Origin of the sequence: Streptosporangium becharense (genome assembly GCF_014204985.1) — a bacterium.
GTDB classification, from domain to species: domain Bacteria; phylum Actinomycetota; class Actinomycetes; order Streptosporangiales; family Streptosporangiaceae; genus Streptosporangium; species Streptosporangium becharense.
The window spans coordinates 6,839,253-6,853,768 of sequence record NZ_JACHMP010000001.1; the positions used below are offsets into that span (position 1 = coordinate 6,839,253).

Here is a 14,516-nt window from a genome sequence, read left to right on the forward strand (position 1 = left end):
ACGGACCGTGTGACGAAAGACGGCGCGGCCCCGCCGGCCCGGGACGCGGCGGCTTCGCCCATCCCGGACGCCGCGGTTCCACCGATCCTGGAGGCGCGCGAAGCGGGCTTCGCCTACCGGGGCGGCACCCCCGTGCTCTCCGACATCTCGGTCCAGGTGCTCGCCGGACGCAGCACGGCGCTGGTCGGCGAGTCCGGCGCGGGCAAGACGACGCTGCTCCGGCTCCTGCTCGGCCTGGCCACGCCCACGTCGGGTCGCGTCCTCTTCGACGGGGCGCCGCTCTCCCCGCGTGACCGCGTCCGGATGCGGGCGTTCCGGCGCAGCGTGCAGATGGTGTTCCAGGACCCGTACTCCTCGCTCGACCCCCGGCAGCGGGTCGGCAGGATCGTCGCCGAACCGCTGCGCTCGCTGGGCGTGGTGCCCCGGGGCCGGAGCGGCGCGGCGCTCGCCGAACTCCGCGTCGCCACCGCGCTGGAGTCCGTCGGGCTGCCGCCCGACGCCGCGCACCGCTATCCGCACGAGTTCTCCGGCGGCCAGCGCCAGCGCATCGCCATCGCGCGGGCCATCGTGTGCGAGCCCCGGGTGCTGCTCGCCGACGAACCCGTCAGCGCGCTGGACGTCTCCACCCGCGTCCGGGTCATCGACCTGCTGGCCGAGCTGCGCGACAGCCACGGCCTCACCGTCGTGATGGTCTCCCACGACCTGGCCGTGGTCGCGCTGCTCTGCCAGTACACGGCGGTCCTGGAACGCGGGCGGGTCGTGGAGCAGGGTGAGACCGCGGCCGTGCTCGGCTCCCCACGCCACCCCTACACCCGCCGCCTGATCGACAGCGTCCCGAGGCTGCCCACCCGCCCCTGACATCGGCCCGCCGCCGTGCCCGCCTGTGCTCCTCCCCGGTCTCCTCCAAGCCCCGGGGGTCCGGCGAGCGCGCCACCTGACGGGCCGGGATCAGTCGGGGACGTTGACGACGCTGGTGAGGATGACCACGGAGTCCTCGTCGGCCTCCAGCGAGTGGCGCCGCTGCGGGATGGGGGCGGCGTGCCCCGTGCGCAGTTCCAGGCTTTTTTCGTCGTCGATGAGCCGTACCCGCCCGGAGAGCACGTGCAGGCTCGCGGCCGGCGGGGCGTCGTGGTCGCCGAGGGCCGTCCCCGCGGTGAGGGCGATGAGCGCCTGGCGCAGCAGCCCCTCGTTGACGTAGGTGTGGGTGCTGCGGCCGTGCGGGTTCCCCTTGGCCAGAGCCAGATGTTCCTCGGCGAGGGCCAGTACGTCGGTCATCGGTGCTCCTCCTGCTTCCTGTGAGACCTGCCCCGGGTGTGCGGGGGACAGTGCCAGGCGCGGGTAAAGCCGCCCGCCCCGCGCCTACCCCGCCCGGCCCGTGGCTACCGCTCCTAGAGTGATCTTCTTTCTCGCCTCCCCCACGATGGCCGGCTGCCCGCGCCGGTTCAGGCGGCCCGCCGCTCGTCGAAACGGATGGCGCGCAACCGGTCGGCTCCCGGGCGGTCCAGGACCGTCACACCCGCGGCCGGGGGGAGGGCACCGTCGCGAGCGCGGCCGACGATCGACCGCCAGCGGCGGCAGTGCCGGGCGAAGGTGGCGTCGGTGACGACCCGGCCGCGGGCGACCTGCCCCTCCCGGGCCACCTCCGGATCCACGTCGAGCAGGATCAGGTGGACCTCGCCGCCCGCCCGCCTGGCCAGCCAGGCGAAGCCGTACAGGATGTGCGGCCAGGTGCCCCTGGTGTGCGCGACGGTGCCGTGCCCGCCGCCCAGCAGGACGCGCGAGATCCGCCACACGTGGGTGGCGTACACGAACGGGATGCGGATGCGGGGCGGCAGGACCCGCAGGTGAGGCGCCCACCAGTTACGGGCCTGCCGGGAGTCGATCACCCATGCCCCGTCCGCGCGCACCGGCTCCTTCTCGTCGCCGCGCAGCCCGTACAGCCGGTCGAGCAGGGTGCTCTTGCCCGCGCCAGGCAGGCCGGCGAGGAGCACCAGCGACCCGGCCGGGTAACGCAGGTCCTCGGCGGCGAGGGCATGAGCGCGGGAGGGAGGCGGGGTCGGCGCGGTCGCCTCACGCGCCTCGGCGGGACGGGGGGACTGTCTCGTCATGAGGTGCGAGGCCTTCCGGCTGGCAGGGGATCCGCTTCGGCTGGCGGGCATGGGACTCCTCGAATGCGCTCGGCCATTCGAGGTCTCCTTCACCCGTGTGCTGCGGGCGACCGTCCGGGGACGCCATGGGGCGCCCGTACTGACCGGAGCGGTTCTTGGGAAGTACTCCCCTCGTCCTGTCCCAGGCTAAAGGACCACGGCGCGCGATGGGAGGGCGGATGCGCGGTCTTCAACTCGCCCTTGGCGATCCGGCCGGGGGTAGCAGCGACGAGACCTGGAGGACGTCCCCGGTCGCCGAGCGGCGCGCGACGTCTCGTCCCCGCCGCTCGGCACCGCCCGGCCGGGACGGGACACGGAGGCGCCGATCCGCCGGGACGCCGTGCGTGAGGGCGTGCCCGCCGGGGCGTGAGCCCCCGGTTTCACCGGGGACACGGTTTCACCCGCAGGCACGGGGGGAGAGGGGCGACATGCCCGATCTCGACAACACTTTTCTCCTGCTGCTCGAAGGTTACGGCTGGCTGCCCGCCCGGCGGCGGCGCACCCCGAAGGAGGTGGTGCGCACCCGGGTGATGGGGCAGCGCGCCGTGGCCCTGTGCGGGCCGGACGCGGCGCGCTTCTTCTACGACGAGGACCACGTCGAGCGGAGTACGGCGCTGCCAGGCCCGGTGAAGAGCACCCTGTTCGGCGACGGGGCGGTGCACACCCTGGACGGAACCGCCCACCGCGTGCGCAAGGCCATGTTCACCTCCCTCATGACCGACGCGGGCATCGCCGCCCTCGTGGACGCCACCGCCGCGGCCTGGGACAAAGCCGCGGCGTCGTGGAGCGGCGGGCACCGGGTCGTGCTCTTCGACGAGACCGCCAGGATCCTGACCCGGGCGGTCTGCCCGTGGGCGGGGATCCCGCTGGACGAGGACGACGTGCCGGACCTCGCCGCCGACCTGGTGGCCATGGTGGACGGGTTCGCCACTCTCGGGCCGCGGCACTGGCGGGCGCGGCGGGCCCGCGCGCGCCGCGAGGCGTGGCTGGGCCGCCTGGTGGAGGACGTGCGGGAGGGCACCGTCGCTGCGCCGCCCGGCTCCCCCCTCCGCGTGGCCGCCCGCCACCGGGACGCCGACGGCGAACTCCTCGACCCCCGGGTGGCGGCGGTGGAACTGCTCAACGTCATCCGCCCGACCGTGGCCGTGACCTGGTTCGTCACGTTCGCCGCGCACGCCCTGCACCGCTGGCCCCGCCATCGCGCGACGCTGCGGGACGGCGACACCGCGTTCGCCGAGGCGTTCACCCATGAGGTGCGGCGTTTCTACCCGTTCGCGCCGTTCGTCGGAGGCAGGGCGGTCCGGGACCTCTCCTGGCGCGGCGAGCCGATCCCCGCCGGCGCGCTCGTCCTGCTCGACGTCTACGGCCAGAACCACGACCCCGGACTCTGGGAGAACCCCTACACCTTCGACCCGGAGCGGTTCGTCGGCCGGGACATCGGCGTGTTCGACCTGATCCCGCAGGGCGGCGGCGATCCGGGCACCGGTCACCGGTGCCCCGGCGAGGCCATCACCGTCAGCCTGCTGCGGACCTTGATCCCGAAGCTGGCCGGGCTGGACTACGACGTCCCCGAGCAGGACCTGTCCATCTCGCTGCGGCGCGTTCCGGCCCGCCCCGCCAGCGGCTTCGTGCTGAGCGCCGCGCGTCCCGCCACGACCGGACGCCCCGCCGCCCGGCTTGAGCCCGGCGCCGCACGGTCCTGACCGCGGGGCCGTGCGGGGCGGTCCCGGCCGCCGTGTCGCACGGGCGTGACGCGACGCGGCGGCGGGTCAGCGCAGCGCGGCCGCCTCGGCGGCGAGCTTCTCGATGCGGGCGTAGTCGCCGGAGGCCAGCGCGTCGGCCGGGGTGAGCCAGGTCCCGCCCACGCAGCCGACGTTCGGCAGCGCCAGGTAGTCGGGGGCCGTCGCGAGCCTGATGCCGCCCGTCGGGCAGAACCGGACCTGCGGGAGCGGGCCGCCCAGCGCCTTGAGGTAGGCCAGGCCGCCGGCGGGCTCGGCCGGGAAGAACTTCATCTCGGTCACTCCGCGCTCGGCCAGCGCCATGACCTCCGACGCGGTCGCCACACCGGCCAGGAACGGCACGCCGCTCGCCTCGAAGGCGTCGACCAGGGCCGGGGTGCTCCCCGGGCTGACCAGGAACTTCGACCCGGCTTCCACGGAGGCGGCCACGTCCTGCGGGGTGCGCACGGTGCCCGCCCCGATGACCGCGTCGGGGACCTCGGCGGCGATGCGCCGGATGGCCTCCAGGCCGACGGGGGTGCGCAGGGTCACCTCGATGACGGGCAGGCCGCCCGTGACCAGGGCACGCGCCAGGGGGACGGCGGTCTCCAGGTCGTCGATGACGACGACCGGGACGACCGGGGCGATGTCGAGCAGGCTCATGTGTACTCCATGGTGGCGAGACGCCGGTCCAGCCACGCCGCGGCGCCGGTCAGGGCGGGCTGGGCGGCCACGATCAGCAGTGTGGGGATGTCGGCGAGGTAGTCGTGCAGGGTGGGGGACGCCTCGAACCGGCGGCGGAAACCACTGGCGGCGACCCGGTCCACGATACGCGGCAGCACCCCGCCGCCCACGTAGACCCCGCCGCGGGCCCCCAGGGTCAGCGCGACGTTCCCGGCGAAGGTGCCGAGCATGCCGCAGAAGACCTCGACGGTCTCCGCGCACAGCGAGTCGTCCATCCTGGCCACGACGTCCGCGGCCGGCAACCGCGGCGCGTCCACGCCGCGTACCAGCGCCAGCGCACGGTGCAGACGCGACAGCCCGGGCCCGGACAGCAGGTGCTCGGCCACCGGGTACTCCAGCCCGTCGGCGCGCAGGGCCCGGAGGATCTCCCGGTCCAGTTCGTCGCGGACGGGCATCGTCACGTGCCCGCCCTCGCAGGGCAGCGGCACCCAGTCGTCCCCGGCCGGTACCAGGCCGCCCACGCCGAGGCCGGTCCCCGGGCCGAGCACGGCCTTGACGCCGCGCGAGGGCTCGGGACCGCCCAGCGCGACCAGGTCACCGCCGCCCAGGTGGGGCAGGGAGGCGGCCAGGGCCTCGAAGTCGTTGAGCAGCCACACGTTCGGGATGCCCAGCTCGCGCGCCGACCCGGTCCAGCCGGCGTTCGTCAGGTGGTAGCGGTCGCCCTCGACGGGCCCCGCGATCGCGATGCACGCCGCCCCGGGCAGCACTCCGCCCGCGTGGTCCGCCAGGTAGGCGGCCACGGCCTCGGGCAGGCCGCCGTGGTCGGCGCCGGCGAGCACGGCCACCGACTCCGGGTGTCCGCCCGGCTCGGTGACCAGACCGAACCGGGCGTTGGTGCCGCCGACGTCGGCGACGAGCCAGGGAAGGCTCACCGGCTGCCCCCGGCGGAACCCGCGGGGCTGTGTCCCGGAGCGGCCGTGCGGCCCTGCCCCGCGGCGGCCGCGAGGCTCTCGGCGCGGCCGTTGAGGGCGAAGACGCTCGCGCCGCGCTCGGCCGGGCCCGCCGCGCGGCGGAAGGCGCCGAACAGCTCGCGGCCGGTGCCCACCCACTGCGCGTCGGTGAGCGGCGCGCCTTGCGGGGTGCGGGCGGCCAGCTCCTCGGCCGGGACCAGCAGCTCCAGCGTGCCGGCGGCGGCGTCGAGACGGATCGGATCGCCGTCCCGGACCAGCGCGATCGGGCCGCCGTCGGCGGCCTCGGGCGACAGGTGGATGGCGGCGGGAACCTTGCCGGAGGCGCCGGACATGCGGCCGTCGGTGACGATCGCCACCCGCTGCCCGCGGTCCAGGAGCACCGCCATCGGCGGGGTGAGCTTGTGCAGCTCGGGCATGCCGTTGGCGCTGGGGCCCTGGTAGCGGATGACCGCCACGAAGTCCTGCCCGTCCAGCTCGCCCGTCTCGAAGGCGCGCAGCAGCTCCAGCTGGTCGTCGAAGACCTTCGCCGGCGCCTCGATGACCAGGTGCTCCTGCTTGACCGCGGAGACCTTGCTGACCGCGCGGCCCAGGTTGCCGTCGAGCATGTGGATGCCGCCGTCGGCGGAGAACGGGTCGGAGACCGGGCGAAGCACGTCCGGGTCACCGCTGCCCTCGGTGCGCTCCTCCCAGATCAGCTCGCCGTCCTTGAGGGTGGCGGCCGAACGGTAGTGGTCGAGCCCGCGTCCGGCGACCGTCAGCACGTCACCGTGGAGCAGCCCGGCGTCGAGCAGTTCCCCGATGAGCACCTGCATGCCGCCCGCGGCCTGGAAGTGGTTCACGTCGGCCTGGCCGTTGGGGTACATGCGGGTCAGCAGCGGGACCGCGTCCGACAGCGCGGCCAGGTCGTCCCAGAGCAGCTCGATGCCGGCCGCCGCCGCGATGGCGACGATGTGCATGGTGTGGTTGGTCGAACCACCGGTGGCCAGCAGCGCCACGCACGCGTTGACGATCGCCTTCTCGTCGACGACCTCGCCCACGGGGGTGTACTCCTCGCCGTGCACGGTCAGCTCGACCGCCCGCCGGCCCGCGGCCCGCGTCAGTGCCTCGCGCAGCTCGGTCCGCGGGTTGACGAACGTCGCGCCGGGCAGGTGCAGGCCCATGACCTCGATCATGACCTGGTTGGAGTTGGCGGTGCCGTAGAAGGTGCAGGTGCCGGGGGAGTGGTAGGACTTGGCCTCGGCGTCCAGCAGCTCGTCCTTGCCGACCTTGCCCTCGGCGAACAGCTGCCGCGTGCGGGCCTTGACCTTGTTGGGCAGGCCCGAGCCCATCGGCCCGGCCGGGACGAACACTGCGGGCAGGTGGCCGAAGTGCAGCGCGCCGATCAGCAGACCCGGGACGATCTTGTCGCAGACGCCGAGCATCAGGGACGCGTCGAACATGTCGTGCGAGAGCGCGATCGCGGTGGCCATCGCGATGACCTCCCGGCTGTAGAGCGACAGCTCCATGCCGGCCCGGCCCTGGGTGATGCCGTCGCACATCGCGGGCACGCCGCCGGCGAACTGGGCGACGCCGCCGGCCTTGCGGACCGCCGCCTTCAGGATCGCCGGGTAGGTCTCGTACGGCTGGTGCGCCGACAGCATGTCGTTGTAGCTCGACACGATCGCCACGCCCGGCTTGACCGTGCCGCGCAGGTCGATCTTGTCGGTCTCGCTCGCGGCGGCGAAGCCGTGGGCGAGGTTGGCGCAGCCCAGGCTGGACCTGGCCGGGCCGCGCAGCCGGGCCGCCTCCGCCTCGGCGCGCAGCCGGGCCAGGTAGGCGGCGCGGCTGGGGCGGCTGCGCTCGATCAGGCGGTCGGTCACCTCTTGGATCACGGGGTGCACCCGGCCTCCTCGGTACTCGTCGGTTCGGTCGGCGTGCCCGTCTCGGGCGGCGCCGTCGGTATGGTCTGCCCGGCCGGTCCGGGCCGCGTCGCAGGTGCCGCCGGTGTGCTCGCCGCGGTCCGCGCGGTCGCTTCCGCGTCCCCCGCCGGACGCGGGAACAGGGCCGCCGCCGGTCCGGCCGCTCACGCCGTGCCCTCCTCGTGCCAGCAGCGGCCGCTGCGGGTGACGAGGTCCAGCGCGCCGGCCGGCCCCGAGGTCCCCGCGGGGTACGGCTCGGGCGGCATGGTCTGCGCGTCCCACTCGCTGCGGATCGGGTCGATCCACCGCCACGCGGCCTCGACCTCGTCCCGGCGCATGAACAGGGTCGGGTTGCCGGCCAGGACGTCGAGGAGCAGCCGCTCGTAGGCGTCGGGCACCCGGCCGGTGAAGGTCTCGGCGAAGCTCAGGCCGAGCGGGACCGGCTTGAGCGCCACCTCGCCCGCCCCCGGCTCCTTGGCCATGATGTGCAGCTGGATGCCCTCGCTCGGCTGGAGCCGGAGCACCAGGCGGTTGGGTGCGCTTCCCGGGAAGATCGAGTGGGGCACGTCCTTGAACTGCACCACGATCTCCGAGCGCCGGTCGGGCATGCGCTTGCCGGTGCGCAGGTAGAACGGCACGCCGGCCCAGCGCCAGTTCTTCACCTCGGCCCGGATCGCGGCGAAGGTCTCCACCCGGTGCGACTCCTCGGTGGGTGCGGTGCTGTCGGGTTCGTCGAGGTAGCCGGGGACCGGCACGCCGCCGGACTCGCCGGCCGTGTACTGGCCGCGGACGGTGAAGCGGTCGACCTCGGTGCCGGTGATGGGCCGCAGCGCCTCCAGGATCTTGACCTTCTCGTCGCGGATGGACTCGCGGTCGTTGCGGGACGGCGGCTCCATGGCCACCAGGCACAGCAGCTGGAGCAGGTGGTTCTGCACCATGTCGCGCAGCGCGCCCGCGTGGTCGTAGTAGCCGCGGCGGCCGGGCGTGCCGACGGTCTCGGCGACGGTGATCTGGACGTGGTCGATCCACAGGGAGTTCCAGATCGGCTCCAGGAACGCGTTGGCGAACCGGAGCACGAGCAGGTTCTGGACCGTCTCCTTACCCAGGTAGTGGTCGATGCGGTAGATCTGCCGTTCGTGGAAGATCGCGCCGACCTCGTCGTTGATGCCCTGGGCACTGGCCAGGTCGCGGCCGAGGGGCTTCTCCAGCACCACCCGTGAGGCGGGGGTGACCAGGCCCGCGCGGTTCACCTCGCGGCAGAACGGGCCGAACGTCATGGGCGGGCTGGCGAGGTAGAACACCCGGTCCCGCTGCTCGTGCCCGGCGAGCAGGCCGGCCAGCCGCCTCCAGCCCGTCGGGTCCTGGCCGCCGATGTCGATGGTCACGTGGTGCAGGCGGCCGACGAAGCGCCGCCACACTCCGGGGTCGTCGACCGGGACGAAGCCGCGCACCTCCGCGTCCACCTTGCCGCGGAAGTCGTCGTCGTCGAGCCCGCCGCGGGACATCGCGATGATCCGGGTCTCGGGGGCCAGGAGCCCGTCCCGGTCCGCGTGGTAGAGCGCGGGGAGGAGTTTCCGCATGGAGAGGTCGCCTGTGCCGCCGAAGACGATCAGGTCGGCGGGCTGCGGGGTCTCGGACATGGGGGAACTCTCCATGGGGTCGACCGGAATTGGGGATAGATCGGACACTAGCCAGATGTTGCGCTCTACACAAGCGGAGTTTTGTAATTCGTACTGAGAAAGTTCGAACTTTTCATTCCCTAAGCAGATGTGATTCACTTGACCGATGCCTCGACGTCCCGCTGCCGCGCTCGCCACCAGCGGTGAGGTGCTCCGCCTCATCCGCACCGGTGAGGCCGTCACGCGCGCGGACATCGGGCGGGTGACCGGCCTGTCCCGTCCCGCCGTCTCCCTCCGCGTCACCGAGCTGCTCGACCGCGAGCTCGTCGTGGAAGACAGCGACGGCCCCTCCACCGGCGGGCGCCCGCCGACCCGGCTGCGCTTCAACGCGGCCGGGGGCGTGGTGCTGGTCGCCTCCCTCGGCGCCAGCCGGGCACAGATCGCGGTCTGCGACCTCGCCGGGGAGCCGCTGGCCCGCGCGGCCCTGGACATCGACGTGGAGGAGGGGCCCGACATCGTCCTCCCCCTGGTGATGGACACCTGGGACGACCTGCTGGGCGAGCGGCCCGTCTCCCTGGTGCGCGGGGTCGGCATGGGCGTCCCCGCGACGGTGGAGTTCGCCGCCGGCCGCACCGAGAGTGCCCGCATCATGGCCAACTGGACCGGCGTGGCCATCCCGCCGATCATCGCCGGCCGTTTCCCCGGGCCGGTCTTCCTCGACAACGACGTGAACGTCATCGCGATCGGCGAGCACCGCGCGGTCTACGCGGGCGAAGCCGACGACCTGCTGTTCATCAAGGTCTCCACCCGGATCGGCTCCGGCATCATCGCGGGCGGCGAGATCCTGCGCGGCGCGCTGGGGGCCGCGGGGGAGATCGGCCACATCCCGGTGCGCGACGGCGGGGGAGTGCTGTGCCGCTGCGGCAACGTCGACTGCGTCGACTCCGTCGCCAGCGGCACCGCGATCCTGCGCGACCTGCGAGCCCGGGGCCACGAGGTCAAAACCCTGGCCGACGTGGTGAGCCTGGTCCGGGCCGGCGACGCCGAGACCATGACCGTGGTGCGCAACGCGGCCCGGATGCTCGGCGAGGTCGTGGCCACCTCGGTCAACCTGCTCAATCCCTCGGTGGTGGTCCTCGGCGGCGACGTCGCCGAGACCTTCCAGCCGCTCGTCTCGGGGGTCCGCGAGGTCGTCCACCGCCGCTCGACCGCGCTGTCGACCCGCAACCTGCGCATCGAGCGCAGCCGCCTCGGCCCCGGCGCCGGGATCACCGGCTGCGCGCACATGGTCCTGGACCACATCCTGTCACCCGAGGCGATCGACTCCCCCGGCACCCACCCGCCCCGGACCGCCCGCACTCACCTCTGAAAGGCGGACCGGGCTTTCTCCCTCCCACGGGCGGTGGACGACCGCCCGCTCCCACGTCCGAAGGGCGGGCCGGGCACCCGAAGCGCACCGGCCGCATCCCCTCCCGGGCGGGTGGTCAGCCGGCCTCCGGCATCCCGCCGCGGGCACGGCTCTGCCGGCGCATCGCCAGAACCATGTCGACGACCACCACCACCGCCAGGACGGCGGTCACGGCGAGCAGCCAGGTGAGGCCCGACACGAAGCCGATCACGCTGATGCCGATCAGCGCGACCAGCACGAACGAGCCGAGACGGATGTGAACCACGTCGCGCGGCGTCGCAGGCACCATGGCCCTGCCGTCGGCGGAGGTTTCCTCTGGTTGCTGTCCCTCAGGAGTAGTCATGTTCCCCTCTCCTCGATCAAGACGCATCCCGTACCCGGATGCCTCGCTGTCATGTGCCCTCGGGCTCGCCGAGTGCGTCCACCAGTCCTTCGATGCCGGAGGCCGTCACGGTCGCATCGGGATGCGCCGCACCGGGTCGACGTGGAACGCGAAACGCGGCGCTCAACGGTCCCAGGGAGCGGTCTCGCCCATCTTGGCGTAGTACTTGGCCAGGTGGGACTTGATGCGGGCGACCTCCTCGGCCGGCACGTCGACCCCGCCCCGGGCTCCCTGCATGACCCCGCCGGCGGCCCGCACGGCGTGCGGCACGACCTTGAGCTCGCCCCCGATCACATCGGCGATCGGGAGCTTGTACGACCCGAAGTCGCCCGGGGCGTCACCGTCGTACCAGACGTGGGCCTCGCGGTAGCGGGCGTTGGGCTCCTCCTCGGCACCGGCCCACGAGCGGACGCGTTTGTCGGCCTCGCCGCTGTCCCAGGTCCTGTCGGCGTCGGCGAGTGGCAGGTCCTGGAATCGGGTCACCGTCATGATCTCACTCCCTTCGTCGACCGTCCCCTACCCGGTCGTCCGGCTCCATTCCTGCCGGGCGACATATTCGGAGGTCGCCGGGGGAGGGGAGCGGCATGACCGACAAGCGTGATGCGAACGAAGAGACGACCCGGCAGGACACCCCGGAGCAGGACACCCCGGAGACGGATCAGCCGCCCGCCGGACCGCGCGGCGTCGACGGTGAGACCCGCGTGGTGGCCGAGCGCTCGGGGGCCGACACCTCCTTCCCGGAACGGCCGCTCCCGGCCGACCCGGAGGACGCCCGCCGCACCCCGGACGAGGAACGCGCCGGCGCCGCCGGCACCGCCGACCAGGCCACCGAGGGTGAGGAGTCCGGTACCGCCCAACCGGAGGTCGGCCCCGCCTCGTGAGGGTTCCGGTGGGCCCGGGGCGGGGTTCCGGCGTGCCGGGACCCCGCCGCGTGACGGCCCGCGTCAGCTCTTGAAGGCGTCCTTGACCTTCTCGGCGCTGTCCTTGAGCTTCTCGCCGGCCTGCTTGAGGTGGCTCTTGGCCTGGTCGTTGCGGCCCTCCGCCTCGAGGCGCTCGTCGTCGGTGGCGCGACCGGCGCCTTCCTTGACCTTGCCGCCGAGTTCCTCGGCCTTGTTGGCAATCTTGTCCTCGGCACCCATCGTAGGCTTCCTCCCTTTTGTGAAGTTTTGCCATCCAGGGATGTCCCTGCCCTCAGGGTGGGGCGTAAACGTGTGCCCTCCAGGCCGGGAGCGGTGCGGCGCCGTGGCCGATAGCGTGGAGCGATGATCAGGAGAGTCTCACTGCCGGAAGACTGGGAGCCGAGGGTGCGCAGCGCGCTCGGCGGCGTGCTGCCCGGACTGCGGGACGCCCCGCTCCGGCCGCTGGGAGCCGGTCTGGACAACGTGACCGTGCTCCTGGACGGGTCGATCGTGCTGCGGCTGCCGAAGAACGACGACGGTGCCGAGAGCATCGAGCGGGAGGCCCGGCTGCTGCCCGAGCTCGTCCTCGACCTCCCCATCCCCCGGTTCCTGTTCACCGCACCCAACCCGCTCGGGCCCGGTTCGTTCTGCGGCTACGCCCTGGTCCCCGGCAAGGTGCTCTCCCCCGGGCAGTGGCACGCGCGGGGGCTGCTCGACCTGCCGGGGCCGGTCGAGCAGGTCGCCCGGACGCTCGACGCCGTCCACGCCTTCCCGGTGGAGAAGGCCGGGAAGCTCGGGATGCCGACGTGGGACCTGCGGGACGACTTCGCCGCCGACCTGTCGTCGATCCGCGAGGAGGTGCTCCCGAAGCTGACGCCGGGGGAGGGACGGGCGTTGCTCGACGCCTGGGAGGGCTATCTGGAGGACGACGCCAACTTCGCCTACCGTCCCACGCTGACACACGGCGACGTGAGCCTGGACCATCTGCTGGTCACCGGGGACGAGATCACCGGGCTCATCGACTTCGGCGACGCCGAGATCGGCGATCCCGACTACGACCTGTCCTACCTGTGGGCCGAGGCCGGGTCCGGGTTCGTTCGGCGGGTGCAGGCCCGGCGGGGTCTGCCGTTCACCGGCCTGCTGGCGCGCAAGCTCGGTTTCTGGAGCCTGGCCGATCCGGCGCTGGACGTGCTGTTCGGCCTTCGGGAGGGGGAACCGGAACTGGTGGACGACGCGCTCGGCACGCTCCGCGCCAGGCTCGCGGCGGAGGCGGGGGAGGAAGCGAGGGCGGAAGCTCAGGCGGCGGAAACGAGGTAGGCGTACCGGCCGGGTCTCAGCCCGCCCGCCGCCGGTGCCCGGGTGTCCGGGGACGGTCCTGGCGGCGGGCGGGTCGAGGAAGAGGGGGCAGGACAGCTCAGGACAGCAGGGTCTCCCCGATCCACCCGCCGGCCGAACAGCCCGGCGGGATGGCGAAGACCGCCGAGCCGATCGGCGTCGTCCACTCGTTGAGCAGGTCCGCCTCGGCCAGCCTCTTCTGGATGGGGATGAACTGCCGGGCGATGTCCGCCTGGTAGGAGGCGAACAGCAGCCCGGAGTCGGAGTGTCCCTGCTCGGTGAGCCCTTCGTCGTAGTTGTAGGGGCGGCGGAAGATCCGCATCCCCGGGTCGGTGACGTGGGCCCGGCGGATGTGGGCCTGCTCGGAGATCACCGGGAAACCGGTCGCGTTGAGCTTGCCGAAGTCGGCCTCGTCGTGCTCCCGCTGCCCGGTGAGCGGAGCGCCGGTGTCCAGCCGGCGGCCCACGGTGAACTCCTTGCCGACGGTGTCGACGGCGTCCCAGGTCTCCATCTCCGCCCGGATGCGCCGCAGCACCAGTGTGGTGCCGCCGCGCAGCCACTCGGGCCCGTCGCTCACCCACACCGCCCGGTCGAAGTCGGGTGTGCCCGGCTTGGGGTTGACGGTCCCGTCGAGCTGACCCATCACGTTGCGCTGGGTCAGCCCCGGGTCCTGGGTCTGCGGGCTGCGCCGGAACCCCCGCTGGGTCCAGCGCACCTTCGCGAACGAGCGGGCGTCCTTGACCGTCATCCGCAGGGCGTGGGAGAGGGTCAGGGCGTCGTCGGCGCAGATCTGCAACAGCAGGTCACCGCCGCTCCACTCCTTCCTGAGCTTGTCAATCTTGAAGGAGGGCAGCGGGGCCACCGACTCCGGGCGGTGGTCCTCCAGCCCGGCCGCGGTGAAGAGGCCGGGACCGAAGCCGAAGGTGACCGTCAGCCGGGAGGGCAGGTCGGCCAGCTCGGGCTCGGTGTCGGCCAGGGCGGGCCTGCCCTCGGTCAGCCGCAGGGCGTCGTCGGTGAGCAGCCGCATCATCCGGGTGATCGCCTCACGATCGGTGTCCGGCAGCAGATCCAGGCCGACGAAGATCCCGTAGGTCTGCGGTGCCGTGGCGATTCCCGCCTGGTGGGCACCGTGGAAGGGCTCGGTCGCGACGCCGCCGGGCACCGCGGTCGCCCGGCCCGTCCCCTGCCCCGGGGATCCTTCGCCGGTGACCTGCCGTGCGGCGGCGGCACCCGGTGCGGGAAGCCTGGAGGCGTCCTTCTCCGGAGCGCACGCCGCCAGGGCACCGACGGCGGTGAGGGCTCCTCCGGTGAGCAGGCCGCGTCTGCTGAGCCGGGGTCGCCGGGCGGTGCCCTCCGGCCCGGTGCCCTCCGGCCTGGGGGCCTCCGGCCCGGTGCCCTCCGGCCTGGGGGCCTCCCGGCCGGGGAGGCTCCCGGTGGGGGATTCCTGCATCAGGT

The 14,516-nt window shown here is 73.4% G+C and carries 15 protein-coding genes; 5 read left to right on the top strand and 10 right to left on the bottom strand.

The window, feature by feature from the left end:
- The first annotated feature begins 9 nt into the window (after nt 1-9).
- The gene (locus F4562_RS29695; RefSeq protein ID WP_221206536.1) at nt 10-858 is read left to right on the top strand and encodes an ABC transporter ATP-binding protein; all 849 of its coding nucleotides are present in this window, start codon (nt 10-12) and stop codon (nt 856-858) included.
- Between the two features lie 90 nt (nt 859-948).
- Here F4562_RS29695 and F4562_RS29700 read toward each other — a convergent pair whose 3' ends face one another.
- Together F4562_RS29700 and F4562_RS29705 are read right to left on the bottom strand one after the other, a co-directional pair.
- On the bottom strand, nt 949-1,275 hold the full coding sequence (locus F4562_RS29700; RefSeq protein ID WP_184539752.1) for a cupin domain-containing protein: 327 nt from the start codon (nt 1,273-1,275) through the stop codon (nt 949-951).
- 167 nt (nt 1,276-1,442) lie between these two features.
- The gene (locus F4562_RS29705) at nt 1,443-2,108 is read right to left on the bottom strand and encodes an AAA family ATPase (protein WP_246473599.1); all 666 of its coding nucleotides are present in this window, start codon (nt 2,106-2,108) and stop codon (nt 1,443-1,445) included.
- A 467-nt stretch (nt 2,109-2,575) separates the two neighbouring features.
- Between F4562_RS29705 and F4562_RS29710 the strand changes: the two genes are divergently transcribed.
- Nucleotides 2,576-3,850 carry a cytochrome P450 gene (locus tag F4562_RS29710; RefSeq protein ID WP_184539754.1) on the top strand — a complete coding sequence of 425 codons (1,275 nt, stop codon included), beginning with the start codon at nt 2,576-2,578 and terminating at the stop codon, nt 3,848-3,850.
- A 66-nt stretch (nt 3,851-3,916) separates the two neighbouring features.
- Here the strand turns inward: F4562_RS29710 and eda are convergent, their stop codons facing one another.
- From eda to zwf, 4 genes are all read right to left on the bottom strand, one after another.
- Nucleotides 3,917-4,528, bottom strand: a complete 612-nt coding sequence (eda, locus tag F4562_RS29715; RefSeq protein ID WP_184539756.1) for a bifunctional 4-hydroxy-2-oxoglutarate aldolase/2-dehydro-3-deoxy-phosphogluconate aldolase — start codon at nt 4,526-4,528, stop codon at nt 3,917-3,919.
- Nucleotides 4,525-5,481: a glucokinase gene (gene glk / locus F4562_RS29720; protein ID WP_184539758.1), complete on the bottom strand. Its 957-nt coding sequence runs from the start codon at nt 5,479-5,481 to the stop codon at nt 4,525-4,527. The genes eda and glk overlap by 4 nt, the downstream gene beginning before the upstream one ends.
- A complete protein-coding gene (edd, locus tag F4562_RS29725) occupies nt 5,478-7,400 on the bottom strand; it encodes a phosphogluconate dehydratase (protein WP_311733879.1) in 1,923 nt (640 codons plus the stop codon). Before edd ends, glk begins: the two co-directional genes overlap by 4 nt.
- 182 nt (nt 7,401-7,582) lie before the next feature.
- Complete coding sequence (zwf, locus tag F4562_RS29730) at nt 7,583-9,058, bottom strand: glucose-6-phosphate dehydrogenase (RefSeq protein WP_184539760.1); 1,476 nt, start codon at nt 9,056-9,058, stop codon at nt 7,583-7,585.
- A gap of 145 nt (nt 9,059-9,203) precedes the next feature.
- On the opposite strand from zwf, the gene F4562_RS29735 reads away from it, so the two are divergent.
- Nucleotides 9,204-10,406, top strand: coding sequence for an ROK family transcriptional regulator (locus tag F4562_RS29735; RefSeq protein WP_184539763.1), 1,203 nt, complete (start codon nt 9,204-9,206; stop codon nt 10,404-10,406).
- Between the two features lie 115 nt (nt 10,407-10,521).
- Here F4562_RS29735 and F4562_RS29740 read toward each other — a convergent pair whose 3' ends face one another.
- Entirely contained in the window at nt 10,522-10,788 is a 267-nt protein-coding gene (locus tag F4562_RS29740) for a hypothetical protein (RefSeq protein ID WP_184539765.1), read from the bottom strand.
- Between the two features lie 162 nt (nt 10,789-10,950).
- Complete coding sequence (locus tag F4562_RS29745) at nt 10,951-11,316, bottom strand: hypothetical protein (protein WP_184539767.1); 366 nt, start codon at nt 11,314-11,316, stop codon at nt 10,951-10,953.
- Nucleotides 11,317-11,411: 95 nt separating this feature from the next.
- Here F4562_RS29745 and F4562_RS29750 point away from each other — a divergent pair, with 95 nt between their 5' ends.
- Nucleotides 11,412-11,708 carry a hypothetical protein gene (locus F4562_RS29750; protein ID WP_184539769.1) on the top strand — a complete coding sequence of 99 codons (297 nt, stop codon included), beginning with the start codon at nt 11,412-11,414 and terminating at the stop codon, nt 11,706-11,708.
- 63 nt (nt 11,709-11,771) lie between these two features.
- On the opposite strand, the gene F4562_RS29755 is transcribed toward F4562_RS29750, so the two are convergent.
- On the bottom strand, nt 11,772-11,966 hold the full coding sequence (locus tag F4562_RS29755; protein WP_184539771.1) for a CsbD family protein: 195 nt from the start codon (nt 11,964-11,966) through the stop codon (nt 11,772-11,774).
- Between the two features lie 123 nt (nt 11,967-12,089).
- Here F4562_RS29755 and F4562_RS29760 point away from each other — a divergent pair, with 123 nt between their 5' ends.
- Complete coding sequence (locus tag F4562_RS29760; RefSeq protein ID WP_184539773.1) at nt 12,090-13,043, top strand: phosphotransferase family protein; 954 nt, start codon at nt 12,090-12,092, stop codon at nt 13,041-13,043.
- Between the two features lie 97 nt (nt 13,044-13,140).
- Here the strand turns inward: F4562_RS29760 and F4562_RS29765 are convergent, their stop codons facing one another.
- Nucleotides 13,141-14,511 (bottom strand): Dyp-type peroxidase, encoded by a 1,371-nt coding sequence (locus tag F4562_RS29765; protein WP_184539775.1) that lies wholly within the window; start codon nt 14,509-14,511, stop codon nt 13,141-13,143.
- Between the last annotated feature and the right edge of the window lie 5 nt (nt 14,512-14,516).

Excerpts from the sequence above, each read along its gene's own strand:
- F4562_RS29705 (WP_246473599.1), bottom strand. The coding sequence starts at position 2,108 with ATGACGAGACAGTCCCCCCGTCCCGCCGAGGCGCGTGAGGCGACCGCG.
- F4562_RS29735 (WP_184539763.1), top strand. The coding sequence starts at position 9,204 with ATGCCTCGACGTCCCGCTGCCGCGCTCGCCACCAGCGGTGAGGTGCTC.
- F4562_RS29745 (WP_184539767.1), bottom strand. The coding sequence starts at position 11,316 with ATGACGGTGACCCGATTCCAGGACCTGCCACTCGCCGACGCCGACAGG.
- F4562_RS29765 (WP_184539775.1), bottom strand. The coding sequence starts at position 14,511 with ATGCAGGAATCCCCCACCGGGAGCCTCCCCGGCCGGGAGGCCCCCAGG.
- F4562_RS29710 (WP_184539754.1), top strand. The coding sequence starts at position 2,576 with ATGCCCGATCTCGACAACACTTTTCTCCTGCTGCTCGAAGGTTACGGC.
- zwf (WP_184539760.1), bottom strand. The coding sequence starts at position 9,058 with ATGTCCGAGACCCCGCAGCCCGCCGACCTGATCGTCTTCGGCGGCACA.
- F4562_RS29755 (WP_184539771.1), bottom strand. The coding sequence starts at position 11,966 with ATGGGTGCCGAGGACAAGATTGCCAACAAGGCCGAGGAACTCGGCGGC.
- F4562_RS29740 (WP_184539765.1), bottom strand. The coding sequence starts at position 10,788 with ATGACTACTCCTGAGGGACAGCAACCAGAGGAAACCTCCGCCGACGGC.
- F4562_RS29760 (WP_184539773.1), top strand. The coding sequence starts at position 12,090 with ATGATCAGGAGAGTCTCACTGCCGGAAGACTGGGAGCCGAGGGTGCGC.
- eda (WP_184539756.1), bottom strand. The coding sequence starts at position 4,528 with ATGAGCCTGCTCGACATCGCCCCGGTCGTCCCGGTCGTCGTCATCGAC.
- F4562_RS29700 (WP_184539752.1), bottom strand. The coding sequence starts at position 1,275 with ATGACCGACGTACTGGCCCTCGCCGAGGAACATCTGGCTCTGGCCAAG.
- F4562_RS29750 (WP_184539769.1), top strand. The coding sequence starts at position 11,412 with ATGACCGACAAGCGTGATGCGAACGAAGAGACGACCCGGCAGGACACC.